At 66.6% G+C, this 14,595-nt stretch carries 11 protein-coding genes; 4 read left to right on the forward strand and 7 right to left on the reverse strand.

What is annotated here, in order from left to right:
* Nucleotides 1-154: 154 nt before the first annotated feature.
* The 3 genes from KDG50_13810 to KDG50_13820 are packed head-to-tail and all read right to left on the reverse strand — an operon-like array spanning nt 155 to nt 3,582.
* On the reverse strand, nt 155-1,618 hold the full coding sequence (locus KDG50_13810) for a glycosyltransferase family 39 protein (GenBank protein MCB1866490.1): 1,464 nt from the start codon (nt 1,616-1,618) through the stop codon (nt 155-157).
* Between the two features lie 6 nt (nt 1,619-1,624).
* Nucleotides 1,625-2,626, reverse strand: coding sequence for a glycosyltransferase family 2 protein (locus KDG50_13815; protein MCB1866491.1), 1,002 nt, complete (start codon nt 2,624-2,626; stop codon nt 1,625-1,627).
* A complete protein-coding gene (locus tag KDG50_13820; protein MCB1866492.1) occupies nt 2,623-3,582 on the reverse strand; it encodes a flippase-like domain-containing protein in 960 nt (319 codons plus the stop codon). The genes KDG50_13815 and KDG50_13820 overlap by 4 nt, the downstream gene beginning before the upstream one ends.
* Nucleotides 3,583-3,675: 93 nt before the next feature.
* Between KDG50_13820 and KDG50_13825 the strand changes: the two genes are divergently transcribed.
* Nucleotides 3,676-4,902, forward strand: a complete 1,227-nt coding sequence (locus KDG50_13825; protein ID MCB1866493.1) for a threonine ammonia-lyase — start codon at nt 3,676-3,678, stop codon at nt 4,900-4,902.
* Between the two features lie 66 nt (nt 4,903-4,968).
* On the opposite strand, the gene KDG50_13830 is transcribed toward KDG50_13825, so the two are convergent.
* The 4 genes from KDG50_13830 to KDG50_13845 form a co-directional block, all read right to left on the reverse strand.
* Nucleotides 4,969-6,012: an ABC transporter ATP-binding protein gene (locus KDG50_13830; protein ID MCB1866494.1), complete on the reverse strand. Its 1,044-nt coding sequence runs from the start codon at nt 6,010-6,012 to the stop codon at nt 4,969-4,971.
* Nucleotides 5,996-7,804: an iron ABC transporter permease gene (locus KDG50_13835; GenBank protein MCB1866495.1), complete on the reverse strand. Its 1,809-nt coding sequence runs from the start codon at nt 7,802-7,804 to the stop codon at nt 5,996-5,998. The genes KDG50_13830 and KDG50_13835 overlap by 17 nt, the downstream gene beginning before the upstream one ends.
* Entirely contained in the window at nt 7,761-8,792 is a 1,032-nt protein-coding gene (locus tag KDG50_13840; protein ID MCB1866496.1) for a Fe(3+) ABC transporter substrate-binding protein, read from the reverse strand. Before KDG50_13840 ends, KDG50_13835 begins: the two co-directional genes overlap by 44 nt.
* Before the next feature lie 239 nt (nt 8,793-9,031).
* Entirely contained in the window at nt 9,032-9,757 is a 726-nt protein-coding gene (locus KDG50_13845) for a YIP1 family protein (protein MCB1866497.1), read from the reverse strand.
* An 87-nt stretch (nt 9,758-9,844) separates the two neighbouring features.
* Here KDG50_13845 and KDG50_13850 point away from each other — a divergent pair, with 87 nt between their 5' ends.
* The 3 genes from KDG50_13850 (at nt 9,845) to KDG50_13860 (ending at nt 14,545) form a co-directional block, all read left to right on the forward strand.
* Nucleotides 9,845-10,297 carry a regulatory protein RecX gene (locus tag KDG50_13850; protein ID MCB1866498.1) on the forward strand — a complete coding sequence of 151 codons (453 nt, stop codon included), beginning with the start codon at nt 9,845-9,847 and terminating at the stop codon, nt 10,295-10,297.
* A 179-nt stretch (nt 10,298-10,476) separates the two neighbouring features.
* A complete protein-coding gene (alaS, locus tag KDG50_13855; protein MCB1866499.1) occupies nt 10,477-13,104 on the forward strand; it encodes an alanine--tRNA ligase in 2,628 nt (875 codons plus the stop codon).
* Between the two features lie 217 nt (nt 13,105-13,321).
* Nucleotides 13,322-14,545, forward strand: a complete 1,224-nt coding sequence (locus KDG50_13860; GenBank protein ID MCB1866500.1) for an aspartate kinase — start codon at nt 13,322-13,324, stop codon at nt 14,543-14,545.
* The last annotated feature ends 50 nt before the right edge of the window (nt 14,546-14,595 follow it).

The following is a 14,595-nucleotide window of genomic DNA, read 5'->3' on the forward strand; positions in this document are numbered from 1 at the left end:
GGGCTCTTTCGTTTTCGGAGCGAGGTATGCCAAGCGACGGCCACTTGGCTGAACCCCAGGAAACCCCGGAACCGTTCAGAGTTTCCCGCGGCACCGCAATGAGCCGCCAGTCTCGCCGCTCTGGCCGTCCGGGACGAATGAATCCGAGCCTCCCTCAATAGCGCTGCGGAGCCGGCCACGCGATGCGACGATGGCCACTGCATTTCCAGCTGTACAGCGTGCGTACACGGATGCCCTGCAGGCTCACGGCCTCCACCGGCACAAGCGGCATGCACTGCGAAAAGGCCGCAGTCGCCGTGGCCGGTAGCTGATCGAGTTTGCTGACGATCACGCCCGAATCGCCCGCCTCGCGTTCCAGGCCGGACCAGAGATTGAACTGTGAGCGGCGCCAGTCCGTGCCGCCGCCGACGTACACCGGAATCCGCTCCGGCCAGTAGAACGCGAAGCTGCTGGCAATGTGGTAGTCGGTCGCAATCAGAAAATCCGTCGGTCCGGACTGCGCGGCAATCTCGCTCGCCTGATGTCTCCAGCCGACGAGGTCCTTGAACGGCGTGATGCGCACGCCGAGCCAGTGCGGAAACATCGCGACGATGATCATCACGACCGAACCGGCCATGCCGGCGATGAGCCAGCCGCGCAGGCGCGATGAAAGCGCTGGAATACGCGCGGCGAACAGCACGAGAAAACTCACGTAGACCGGCGCGGGCCAGTTCGGATAGACCTTGTCCAGCACGGATTTCGCGACAAAGAACACGCCGGCCATCAGCGAGGTCAGCCACAGCACGCGAAGCGCCGGGTCGAGCGGGCGGCTGCGCAGCTGAACGAACGCCACCGTTGCGATCAGCGGCGAAAGGATCAGCCATTGCGTCGAAACCAGTGTGAGCGGTCGTTCGAGACTCGGTTTGAAATCACCGATGTGTCCGCGCTCGTGACGGAACATGACCCAGTCGTTCGCCGCGTTCCAGCCGAGCACTGGCGCGGCGACGACCAACATCACGACCATCGCCAGCCATGGCCACGGCGTTGCGAGTCGCGTGCGCGTATCGCGGTGCAACAGCAGTGCGATGAACACGAAACCCGGCAGCAGCACGATGCTCATCTTGGTGAGCGTGCCAAGTCCGGCCGCGAATCCGGCGGCAATCCATGCGCTGGGTGATCCGTCGCGTACGGCACGGAACACCGCCCAGGTCGCCGCCGTCCAGCAGGGCAGCAGGAACGCATCGGTCGTCGCGACACTGCCGAGCGTGAAATACACCGGCGTCGTCGCGCCGAGCAACAGCGCCCACCAGGCGGCACGCCATTTGCCGGCCATATCGCGGGCGAATGCAAACAGCAGGATCAGAAATACATCAAATGCAAGCCAGGCGGGCAGCCGCACCTGCCACTCGCCATCGCCGAACAAATGTGTTGACGCCGCAATCGACCATGCGACCAGCGGGCCTTTTGAGTAGTAGCTCCAGTCGAGGTGTTTCGACCAGAGCCAGTACTGTGATTCGTCGAATGCGAGATCCAGCCCCGCGAGCGGGGCGACAATCGCATGCAGACCGGTGACCACGACCAGCACGAGCAGCACGCGTGCATAGTCCATGCGCGAGAGCGCGCTGGCGGAGCTGCTCATGTCGAATCAGTCGCGCAGGTCTGGAAGATTTGACCGGCGCACGACATACGCTCGCTCGCGCCCGGAGGCGAAGTACACACGAGAGAGCATCTCGGCGAGTACGCCGGTCGACAGGAACTGCGCACTGACCACGCACAGCAGCACGCCGACGATCAGCAGCGGGCGATGTCCGATCGCCTCGCCCAGTACATATTTCACGAACATCAGCCAGCCCAGCGCACCGATGCCGAGCGCGCCGAAGCCCAGCCCGATGCGACCGAAGAAATGACCGGGCCGCGTGAGGAAGTTCATGAAGAAATACACCGACAGCAGGTCGACGATTACGCGAAACGTGCGGCCGATGCCGTATTTGGACTCGCCATGCACACGTGCGCGGTGATGGACGGCCATCTCGTCGATGCGATGTGGTGCGGTGCGCGTGGCGACCCAGGCCGGGATGAAACGGTGCATTTCGCCATAGAGCTGCACGCCCTTGATCACGCTGGCGCGATACACCTTCAGGCTGCATCCGTAGTCGTGCAGGCGCACGCCGGACAGGCGCCCGATCAGCGCGTTCGCGATGCGCGAGGGCAGGGTGCGTGAGAAGAGGTTGTCCTTGCGTTCGCGCCGCCAGCCCACGACCATGTCCAGATCATGACGTTCGAGATGCGCGATGAGTCGCGGGATGTCGGCCGGATCGTTCTGCAGGTCGCCGTCGAGTGTGACCAGCAGCGCGCCGCGCGCGGCATCGATGCCGGCCTGCATCGCCGCGGTCTGACCAAAGTTGCGTTGCAGCAGCAGGTAACGCAGCGTGTGCGGGAACTTCTCCGCAAGTTCGAGTACACGCCGGTCGGTACCGTCACGACTGCCGTCATCGACGAGGATCAGTTCCCAGCCACCCGCGTGATTCGCCAGTGCGGCGTGGATCTCGTCGACGAGCGGTGCGACGTTCTCCAGCTCGTTGTACAGCGGCACGATCACCGACAGGGACGGTGTCACGGCGGCATTGCTGGCATCGGTCTGGTTCATGTGGTTGAGCGGGGTCGCCCGCGAAACAGGGGGAGGGTGAGCAGCGCCGCCGTTGCGCACAGCAGCACGAACAGATGCAGACCGATCGCGGCACCCAGGCCGGGTTCGAGCGCCGCGCCGTGCACGCCCAGACCCGCGACCACGCCGGCCTCATAGGTGCCCGCACCGGCGATGCCCTGCACCGGCAGCACGCTTGCGAGTTCGCCGCCGATGGCGCCGCTCATCGCGGTGGCCCAGTCGAATGGTTCGAACCCGCGCAGCAACACGGCGAACACGCAAAGTTTTACGCACCAGTTCACAAAGGACCAGACCCATGCCCGCAGTACGCGCGTGCGTTCGAACAGCGGCGCGACGGATTCGCTGCGCAGGATGTCGGCCGCGCTTGCCGCGATGCGCTGTGCGTGCAACCAGACCAGGCCGGGCGGCACGGCGACGGCGAGGGCGACCAGCCACCAGAACCACACATCGCGCAGTGCGAAGGTGCCGAGCGCGATGACGATGAGCACGTGCAGGTCCAGTGCGCGAAACACCACCAGGCTGGCGACCCCCGCGCGCGTCGTCAGCCCGAACCAGCGGTTCAGCAGATACGGAAAGGACAGCTCGCCGCTGCGAAACGGCAGCCAGGTGTTCAGCGCGTTGTGTACGAGCGTCAGCCGCAGGCACGGCGCGAGCCGGGCCGGCGTGATGCCGCGCAGGAAATCCTGCAGCCGCGCCGCGCGCAGCAGGTACGAGGCATACACGAGGACGAATCCGGAGGCGAGCGTCAGCGCATCGGCGCGCGCGAGCATCGCACCGAGCCGGGACCAGCCGATCGTCCGGTCGACGACCACGACCAGCGTCGCGGCCAGTGCGATCGTGATCGCGACGCGCCAGCCGGCGCCCGCACGGCGCGCGGCGGATTCCGGCGTTTGCCCGCCGGTGGCTGGCAGATCGTCGCCAATGCGTGAAAATATCATCTGGGCAGCGATTCTGACGGCTGCCCCGAGTCGACCACAACCGGCCGCGCGCGACCCGATCCGCGCCGGCCGCCAGTCCGGAAGCCCAATATCGTGAATGAACCCGTGATCGTCACGTCCGAGGAGGTCGCCGCCGCCCGTGCGCGCATCCGCGGCGGTGTGCAGGAAACGCCCTGTCCGTACTCGCCGGCCCTGTCCGACCTGACCGGCGCCCAGGTGTTCTGCAAGCTCGACAACCTCCAGCACACCGGCAGCTTCAAGGAGCGCGGCGCGCGCAACAGCCTGAGTCGGCTCGACGCCGGCGCGCGCGAGCGCGGTGTGGTCGCGGCCTCGGCCGGCAACCACGCGCTGGGGCTCGCCTACCACGGTCGCGCGCTCGGCATTCCGGTGACGGTCGTCATGCCGCGCTTTGCGCCGCTGATGAAGGTCAGCACCTGCCGGCGCTTTGGTGCCGATGTCGTGCTGCATGGCGATTCGTTTGCCGAGGCGCGCGCCGAGGCCGACCGGCTCGCCGAGGCGCGCGGGCTGCGCTACGTCAACGGCTACGACGATCCGGACATCATTGCCGGGCAGGGCAGCATCGCGCTGGAGGTGCTCGAACAGGTCGCGGACCTCGACGCGATCATCGTCCCGGTCGGCGGCGGCGGGCTGGTCGCCGGCGTGGTGGCGGCCCTGAAGGGGCAGACACGCCCGGTGCGCGTCATTGGCGTGGAACCGGTCAACGTCGCGAGCTTTCATGCCGCCATGGCGGCGGGCCGGCCGGTGGCCGTGGCGGCGAGCCCGACCCTGGCCGACGGCCTGGCCGTCGCGGAGGTCGGGGCGAATGCCTTTGCGACCGCGCGCGACGGGATCGAGCGGCTGGTCCAGGTCGACGAGGCGCAGATCGCGCGCGCGATCCTGCGCATCCTGGAGATCGAGAAAACGGTCGTCGAGGGTGCCGCGGCCACGACCCTGGCGGCGCTGACCGATGCCGGTATCGACGACCTGCAGGGCAGGCGCGTCGCGCTGTTGTTCTGCGGCGGCAATATCGACTCCACGGTGCTGAGCCGGATCATCGCCAAGGGCCTCGCGGCCGACGGCCGGTTGTGCCGGTTCACCGCCCACATCAGCGATCGCCCGGGCGGGCTGGCGAAGCTCGCCGGGGTGATTGCCGGTACCGGCGCGGCGATCCTCGACGTGTTTCACGACCGCGCGTTTTCCGGCCCGGACGTCACCGCCGTCGCCGTGATGGTCACGGTCGAGACGCGCGACGAGGGCCACATCACCGAAATGCTCGCTGCGCTCGATGCGGCCGGCATCGACTGCCGTCGCGTGCTGTAGCACGCCACTGGATGAGAGCCAGGGAAACTCTGAATTGTCAGAGTTTCCCGCGGCACAGGGCGGTTCCTAACGTCGAAACGGGACGAGGTGCTGCGCGTCGAGCTGCACGCCTATGCGCTCGCCGACGGCATGGTTATGGTGGCTGGGTACGAGACAGTAGATATCACCGCCGTCTGGCACGCGCAGCGTGTAGAGGTGCTCGGCACCGCGGAAGGTTTTTGAAACGACCTCGAGCTTCAGCTCGCTGGCATCGTCGTGGATGACATCGTCGGGTCGCACCAGAAGGTCGACCGGACTACCGGGCTCGATATCGCGTGTGACCACGCCCTCGAACACGCCAAGCGCGGTTTCGACGCGCCGCGCGTCGAGCACGGTGCCCGCAAGAATCGCGCTGCGGCCGATGAAACTCGCGACGAAGCGGTCCGCCGGGCGGTGGTAGAGGTCGTACGGACTCGCGCACTGATGCATGCGGCCATCGCCGAGCACGCCGATGCAGTCGGCCATGGCGAAGGCCTCCAGCTGGTCGTGGGTCACCAGGATCGCCGTCGCGCCCTCGGACTTCAGGATCCTGCGGACCTCCAGCGCCAGCGCCGAACGCAGTTCGGCATCCATGCTCGAAAACGGCTCGTCGAGCAGCAGGATCTCCGGTCGCGGCGCCATGGCGCGGATCAGCGCGACGCGCTGCTGCTGGCCGCCGGAGAGCTGGTGCGGATAACGCTGCGCCTGATCTTCCAGTCCGACCAGTTCGAGCAGCTCGCGCACGCGCGCGGCGCGGTCCCGGCGCGAGTGACCGCGCAGACCGAAGCCGACGTTGCGCTCAACGTTCAGGTGCGGATAGAGCGCGAAGTCCTGAAAGACCATGCCGACGCGGCGCTTTTCCGGCGGCAATCCGCCGCGCGGCGTCGCGACTTCGCGCCCGCCGATGCGCAGCACGCCCGCGGCGAGCGGTTCGAAGCCGGCAATCGCGCGCAGCACGCTGGTCTTGCCGCAGCCGCTGGGGCCGAGCAGGCAGCCGATCTCGCCGCGCGTGAGCGTGAAATCCACATCGCCGACCACGCGCAGACCCGCGTACTCGATTGCGACACCGGCAAGTTCAAGCTGTGCGTTCATGACGCGAGCGGGTGATGGAATGACTGAGCAGGACCACGGGCACGATGCCGGCCGCCACGATCGCCAGCGCCGGCAGCGCGGCGTCGGCGAGGCGCTCGTCGGAGGCCAGCTCGTAGGCGCGAACGGCCAGCGTATTGAAATTGAACGGCCGCAGCAAAAGCGTCGCCGGCAGCTCCTTCAGCACGTCGACGAACACCAGCAGCAGCGCGGTCAGCAGACTGCCGCGCAGCATCGGCAGATGCACCCTGCGCACCAATGCGGGCACGCGCATGCCCATGGAGCGCGCGGATTCGTCCATCGATGTGCGGATGCGACCGAGTCCGGCCTCGACGGTCTGCAGGGAAACCGCGAGAAACCGCACCACGTAGGCGAACACAACGGCAAACAGCGTGCCGCTCAGCAGCAGGCCCGTTGAAATCCCGAGCTGTTCGCGAAACCAGCCATCCACGGCATTGTCGATCGCGGCAAACGGGATCAGCACACCCACTGCGATCACGGTGCCGGGAATCGCGTAACCCATCGCCGCGATGCGCGTGGTGATGGAAGTGATGCGGTCCCGGTTGTAGCGCTGGCCATAGCCGAGCACCAGCGCAAGCAGCAGCGCCAGCACGGCGGCGATGGTTGCGAGTTCCAGACTGTTGGCGACCAGCCCAAGGAAGGCGCCATCGATGCCTGCGCTGGAGCTGAACACGGCCCAGTACAGCAGCTGGCCGGCGGGCAGAATGAAGCCGAGCGTGACGGTACCTGCACAAAAGCCGATCGCAATGAACGCGCGCCAGCCGCCCAGGTGCACGCGCTGCAAGGCCTGGTGACGCTGGCTCGTGTAGTGATAGCGCGACTGGCGCCGTGAATAGCGTTCGATCAGTACGAGTGCGAACACGAACCCGAGAAGTGTCGCCGAAAGCTGCGCGGCGGCGCCGGCATCGTTGAGGCCGAACCAGGTGCGGAAGATGCCGGTCGTGAAGGTCGAAACGCCGAAATACTGCACGGTTCCGTAGTCGGCGATCGTTTCCATGAGCGCGAGCGAAAGACCCGCGACGATCGCCGGTCGGGCGAGCGGCAGCGCGACAAAGAACAGCGTGCGCCACGGGCCGTTGCCGAGCGTGCGGCTCACATCGAGCACGCAGATGGACTGACTCAGAAACGCGGCACGGGTGAGCAGGTAGACATACGGATACAGCACCAGCGAGAGCATGATTGCCGCGCCCTCGAGCGAGCGCAGGTCCGGAAACCAGTAATCCCGATAGCCCCAGCCGGTCAGTTCGCGCAGGCCCGTCTGTACCGGGCCGCTGAAGTCGAGGAGTCCCGTGTAGGTGTAGGCGATGATGTAGGCCGGCATCGCCATGGGCAGCAGCAGCAGCCAGGTGAACAGCGATCGGCCCGGAAAGCTGCACATGCTGGTCAACCAGGCGCTGGTCACCCCGAGCACGAGCGTGCCGATGGTCACGCCCAGCATCAGTGCCAGTGTGTTGACGACGTAGTCGCGCAGCACCGTGTCGGCGAGATGTCGCCAGACCTCGCCGGCCGGCACGAACACATGCGCGGCGATGACCAGTACGGGCAGGGCCAGCACGCCGGCGATCGCGATCGCGCCCCAGTGCCAGGGCAGCGTGCGCGCCGGGCGGTGGAGCGACCTGGGTGGGCTGTCGAATCCGGTCGGTGGTGCGAGTTCGTTCACGTAGACGGAATCACCCGTGCGCCGGGTGGCGCACGGGTGGAAGTGGAAACACGGACCGGATTGTAGGGCCTTACTTCCAGCCGGCGCGATCCACCAGACGCAGGGCGTCCGCATTCAGTTCGCCCAGCCGGGCCAGATTCAGCGGATCCATGCGGAAAAAGCCCCAGCTTGCCAGCGGCTGCGCGATGCCGATACCCGGGCGCACCGGGTACTCGCCGTTGACCTCGGCATACCAGGCCTGCGACTCGCGGTTGGCGAGAAACTCGATCAGCGCCACGGCGGCGTCGCGGTTCTTCGCGTGCGCGGCCACGGCGGCGCCGCTGACATTCACGTGGGTACCGCGATCGTTCTGGTTCGGCCAGAACACGGCAACCTTCGCGGCGGCCTCGCGCTGGGCCTCGTCGTCGCCGGTGAGCATGCCGGCGAGGTAGTAGGTGTTCGCGATCGCGATGTCGCACTGGCCCGCGGCCACGGCCTTGATCTGATCGCGGTCACCGCCCTGCGGCGGGCGGGCGAAGTTTTCGACCAGGCCCTTCGCCCAAGTCTCGGTCGCCTCAATACCGTTGGCCGCGATCATCGACGAAACGAGCGACTGGTTATAGATGTTGCCCGACGAACGTATGCAGATGCGACCGCGCCATTGCGGGTCGGCCAGCGCCTCGTAGGTCGACAGCGTCGCCGGGTCGACCCGTTCTGTCGAGTACATGATCGGGCGGGCGCGCAGCGACAGCCCGAACCAGTGGCCCTCGGGGTCGCGGAAACTCGCCGGAATCGCGCTGGCCAGTGCGGCGGAGGTTACTGCCTGGGTCACGCCCGCCGCCTTGGCGCGGTTCAGGCGACCGGCGTCGGTGGTCAGCAGCACGTCGGCCGGAGAGTTCTGACCCTCGCGCTCCATGCGCTCGAGCAGGGCGTCGGCCTTGCCCGTGATCAGGTTCACCTGGATGCCACTGGCGGCGGTAAAGCGATCCAGCAGCGGTTTGATCAGCTGTTCCTGGCGGGCCGAGTACAGGTTGACCTCGGCGGCCTGGACGGTGGCGGAGACAGCAAGACTCGCCGCGGCGAGCAGTTTCAGTACGCTGTGAAGCACGAAGGGAAACCTCATGGACGAAAATGAAAACACGAATGCGAATATATCGCATCCAATGCCTGTGAGCAATACCGGGAAACGGACTACGGGCGTGACGTCCTGCTGCCGGCGGCGGTTTTGATTGCGCGACCGGGCGGCTCCATCCCGGGATCGCTCGCGGCACCGAAAACCGCACTGTTCCGCGGCGGTGTCACAAGCGTGCCCGGCGGGCCGATTGCGCCGACCGTGGGGGGCCCGCCGGAGGGCAGCTTGGCCTATTTGGACTGTGCCTGTTCGGCCTCGCGCCCGGCCTGCTCCAGGCCCTTGAGGAACTCGCCGAAGGCGCGTCCGGCCTCCTCGGGGGTCATGTCCTGGGTGTCGGTCTGGACCTGGCCGATGGCGTCGCCGAAGCTCTTGCCGAACTGCTCCATGTTCGCCTGCATGTCGCGGCTGGCACGCTCGGCGGCGATGTTTAGCAGCGCGAGCAGGCCGACGATGATGCCGAGCACGATCATCGCGGTGCGCGCGGCGATCCCGTGCACCTCGATGCTCGCGACATACATCAGATAGAACATCCAGGCGAGGCCGAGCAGCGAACCAACGTAGGGCACCAGTGCGAGCAGGGTCGTGATCGGGTAGATCGCGCTCGCGTAGGCCACGCAGCGGTAGCCGGTTTCGAACGACTGTTCCGAGCCCATCAGGCGCCAGATCACGAACATGATGGCCGCGCCGATGAACGATCCGATGATCGCGAAGATCGGCATGGTGATGATGGCGATCAGCCCGACGCCGCCGGCGATGCCCATGCCGGCCGCGCCGCCGAGCCCGACCAGGCTCATGATGGCGACGATCACGCCGGTGATCGCACCCATGACCACGACGAACACCAGCGGGTCACCGAACCCGCCGCTTTTCGGCATGTTGCGGTAGAAGTCCGCCGGTTTGGTGATGACGGCGCGCGCGTCGTCTAGGATGCGCGTAATCATGCTGTTCGTGCTCAAGTCGATTTCTCCATTGGCGCACAGGCGCGGCGCCAGACCCCGGTCAATTGTAGTTCACGCCGGGCGTGCCGGTTTCGGACATTTCTCATGAGCGCGGAGGATGCCGGTCCGACTGAAGTGCGGGCGGGCGCCGTTCGCCTGCTGGCGCGCCGCGAGCACAGCCGCCGCGAGCTGGCACGCAAGCTCGCCGAGCGCGGCCACGATTCGGCCGTGGTCGAAGCCGTGCTCGACGATCTCGCCGCCGAGGGTCTGCTGGACGAGGCACGGTTCGCCGAGGTCTATGCCCGCATGCGCGTCGAGCGCGGCTACGGGCCGCTGGCGATCCGCGCGCAATTGCGCGAGCGCGGCATCGGCGACGAACTGATCGAAGCGGCGCTGGCCGGCTGGTCCGACGCCGACTGGTTCGAACAGCTCCGCGCCGTGGCCCGGCGACGCTTTGGCGCTGCGCTCCCGACGGACAATCGCGAGCGCGCCCGGCGCATGCGCGCACTGGCCGCGCGGGGGTTTCCCGAGTCACTGGTACGGCGACTGTTTCGTTAGCGGGTTGTTGAAAAGGGCCCATCCATGGCCTTTTCAACGTCGCAACCAAAAAGCGCGGTTTTCGGTTGCTCGCGAAAATCAAACACTTGCGTATTCAATTTTCGGGCGAGACGTCCCTATCTCGCAACAAGATTCTTCATTAGAATGATCGACTTTTCCGCAAGCCGGTTGTTAACGCCATGCTGAGCGTCGCCGATCTACGAACAGCGTTTCTGGAGTTCTTCCGCGCGAGGGGCCACGAGGTCGTCGCGTCGAGCCCGCTGGTGCCCGCCGGCGACCCCACCCTGCTGTTCACGAATGCCGGCATGGTGCAGTTCAAGGATGTCTTCACCGGTGCCGAGAAGCGCCCGTACACGCGCGCGGCGAGCTGTCAGCGCTGCCTGCGTGCCGGCGGCAAGCACAACGACCTCGAAAACGTCGGCTACACGGCCCGGCACCACACGTTTTTCGAGATGCTCGGCAATTTCAGCTTCGGTGACTACTTCAAGCGCGAGGCGATCGAGTGGGCCTGGAAGTTCCTGACCGAGGAACTCAAGCTGCCGGCGAACCGGCTGTGGGTCACGGTGTATGCCGACGACGACGAGGCCGCGAAGATCTGGCTGGAGGAGATGGGTGTCGATCCGGCGCGGTTCTCGCGCATCGGCGACAAGCCCGGTGGCCAGCGCTACGAGAGCGACAACTTCTGGACCATGGGCGACACCGGCCCGTGCGGTCCGTGTTCGGAGATTTTCTATGACCACGGCGCCGAGATTCCGGGTGGACCGCCCGGCACGCCCGAGGCCGATGGCGACCGCTACATCGAGATCTGGAACCTCGTCTTCACGCAGTTCGATCGCTCGGCCGACGGCACGCTGAAACCGCTGCCGCGCCCGTCGGTGGACACCGGCATGGGGCTCGAACGGCTCGCCGCCGTCATCCAGGGTCGCCACGACAACTACGGCATCGATCTTTTTCGTACGCTGATCGACGCGGCCGCCGAGGTGACCGGCTGCGACGACCGCAAGAACCATTCGCTGCGGGTGATCGCCGATCACATCCGTGCGTGTTCGTTCCTGATCGCCGATGGCGTGCTTCCGGCGAACGACGGCCGTGGCTACGTGCTGCGCCGGATCATCCGCCGCGCCCTGCGCCACGGGTTCATGCTCGGTCAGAGCGGGCCGTTCTTCCACAAACTGGTCGCCCCGCTCGATCAGGTCATGGGCGAAGCGCATCCGGCGCTGCGCGAGGCACGCGCGCTGGTCGAGCGCACCCTGAAGATCGAGGAGGAACGCTTCGCCGAAACGCTCTCCAAGGGCATGAAGGTCTTCGAGGAGGCCGTGGCGGGTCTCCAGCTCGACACCGTGCCTGGCGAGACGGCGTTCCTGCTCTATGACACCTACGGTTTCCCGGTCGATCTGACCGCGGACGTGGCGCGTGAACGTGGGCTCGGCGTCGACATGGCGGGCTTCGAGCAGGCGATGGCCGAGCAGCGCAACCGCGCCCGCGCGGCCAGCCGCTTTGCGGCGGATGTGAATCGCGGCGTCGTGTTCCCGGCCAGCGAATTTCTAGGCTATACGGAGAAACGAGCGACGGCGCGGGTCATTGGCATCGCGAGAGAGGGCGCCGCGGTCGACTCGATCGGCGAGGGCGAACCGGCCGTCGTGTTCCTGGATCGCACGCCGTTCTACGCCGAGTCTGGCGGCCAGGTCGGCGATACCGGCCGGCTGCAGGACGAAAACGGCGCGGTGTTCGACGTGGCCGACACGCAGAAGTATGGCGACGCCTATGGCCATGTCGGCGAGGTCACCGCCGGACGGCTCGCGGTCGGCGATCTCGTCGAGGCCGCGATCGATGGCGAACGCCGCACGCGCACGATTCTGAATCACTCCGCAACGCACCTGATGCATGCGGCACTGCGCCGCGTACTGGGCACGCATGTGCAGCAGAAGGGTTCGCTGGTCGCGCCGGACCGGCTGCGTTTCGACTTTTCGCATCCGGCACCGCTCACGCGCGCGGAGCTGCGCGAGATCGAACGGCTGGTCAACGACCATGTCCGTGACAATGCCGAGACACTGGCGAAAGTCATGCCGATCGACGAGGCCATGGCCGCGGGTGCGATGGCACTGTTCGGCGAGAAGTATGGCGACGAGGTGCGCGTGCTGCGCATCGGCGGCGATTTCTCCATGGAACTGTGTGGTGGCACGCACGTCGAGCGCGCCGGCGACATCGGGCTGTTCCGCATCGTTTCCGAAGGCGGTGTGGCCGCCGGCGTGCGGCGCATCGAGGCGGTGACCGGCGCCGCCGCGCTGGACTACGACAACGCCTCGGAAGACCGGCTGCTCGAGATCGCCGGACTGCTCAAGGCCGGACGCGACGACGTCAACGGCAAGGTCGTTGCGCTGCTCGACCGCAGCCGCGCGCTGGAGAAAGAGCTTGATCGCCTGAAGACGAAGCTCGCCAGCGGCGGCGGCAGCGATCTCGCCAGTCAGGCCGTGGACATCGATGGCATCAAGGTGCTGGCCGCGCAGATCGACGGCGCCGATGCAAAGGCGCTGCGCGAGGCGGTCGATCGCCTGAAGGACAAGCTCGGCTCGGCAGCGATCGTGCTGGGTGCGACGAACGACGGCAAGGTCAGCCTCGTGGCCGGCGTCACGCGTGATCTGACCGACCGCATCCGCGCCGGTGATCTCGTCAACGCCGTGGCCACGCGCGTCGGTGGTCGTGGTGGCGGTCGGCCGGACATGGCCCAGGCCGGTGGCGACGATCCGGCGGCGCTGCCAGGTGCGCTGGACGGCGCGATCGACTGGATCCGCGCGACGCTGAACTGAAGATCCGCGCGGGCCGCCCCGTGGTTCAGTGAAACCCGTCCTGCGCTGACCCGTTTCGGCCTAGGCGGGTTCTGGCCGGACCTCCGGCGCGAGCATTCTGGGCTACCCGGGTCGGCAATCCAGAGCGTCTGGATCAGGCCCGGGCAGTCAATTCCTCCTTGTTCGCACCTGCGCGCTGTAGTGAAATAGCGCGCTTTTCTCCCGGGTGTTTGGCCCCATGGCACTCATTGTCCAGAAATACGGCGGTACCTCCGTCGGCACCATCGAGCGCATTGAGGCGGTCGCCGCGAAGGTGGCCGGGTTCGTGCGCGACTGTCATCAGCTGGTGGTCGTGGTCTCGGCGATGTCCGGCGAGACCAACCGGCTCGACGCGCTGGCCCGCCAGATCGCTTCGCAACCCGATCCGCGCGAGCTCGACATGCTGCTGTCCACCGGTGAACAGGTCACGATCGCGCTGCTGGCGATGGCGCTGCACAAGGCCGGTCTCGGCGCACGTTCGTACACCGGTGCGCAGGTGCACATCCGCACCGACAGCGCGTTCACCAAGGCGCGCATCATGGATATCGAAGCCAAGCGCATGCGCGCTGATCTCGAATCCGGTCGCGTGGTGGTCGTCGCGGGCTTCCAGGGCATCGATGAGGACGGCAACATCACGACGCTGGGTCGTGGCGGTTCGGATACCACGGCGGTCGCGCTGGCCGCGGCCCTGCGCGCCGATGAATGCCAGATTTACACCGATGTCGACGGTGTTTACACCACCGACCCGCGCATCGAGCCCAAGGCCCGGCGTCTGGACAAGATCACCTTCGAGGAAATGCTCGAACTCGCGAGCCTCGGTTCGAAGGTGCTGCAAATTCGTTCGGTTGAATTTGCCGGCAAATACAACGTTCCCCTGCGCGTGCTGTCGAGTTTCGCCGATGGCCAGGGCACTCTGATCACCTATGAGGATGACGATATGGAACAGGCGCTGATCTCGGGCATCGCGCACAACAAGGACGAGGCGCAGCTGACCATCGCCGGCGTCCCGGACCGTCCCGGCGTGGCCGCGGCGATCCTCGGACCGATTGCCGACGTGAACATCGAGGTCGACATGATCGTGCAGAACATCGGCAGCGATGGCACGACCGATTTCACCTTCACCGTGCACCGCCGTGACTACGAAAAGGCGCTGACCGTGCTCAGGCGTACGGCGACGGAACTTGGCGCCCGCGAGGCACGCGGTGACGCCGGCATCGTCAAGGTTTCCATCGTCGGTGTCGGCATGCGCTCGCATGCGGGCATCGCCAGCCGCATGTTCCGCACGCTGGCCGACGAGGGCATCAACATCCGCATGATTTCGACCTCCGAGATCAAGGTCTCCGTCGTCATCGACGAGAAGTACATGGAACTGGCCGTGCGTGCCCTGCACGCGGCCTTCGACCTCGCGGCGGCACCGGCCTGAGGGCGGCCGGCCGGCGGGATGCCGGAACCGTCGTCTGTTGCTAGAATCGG

The organism is Chromatiales bacterium (genome assembly GCA_020445605.1).
Classification (GTDB): domain Bacteria; phylum Pseudomonadota; class Gammaproteobacteria; order JAGRGH01; family JAGRGH01; genus JAGRGH01.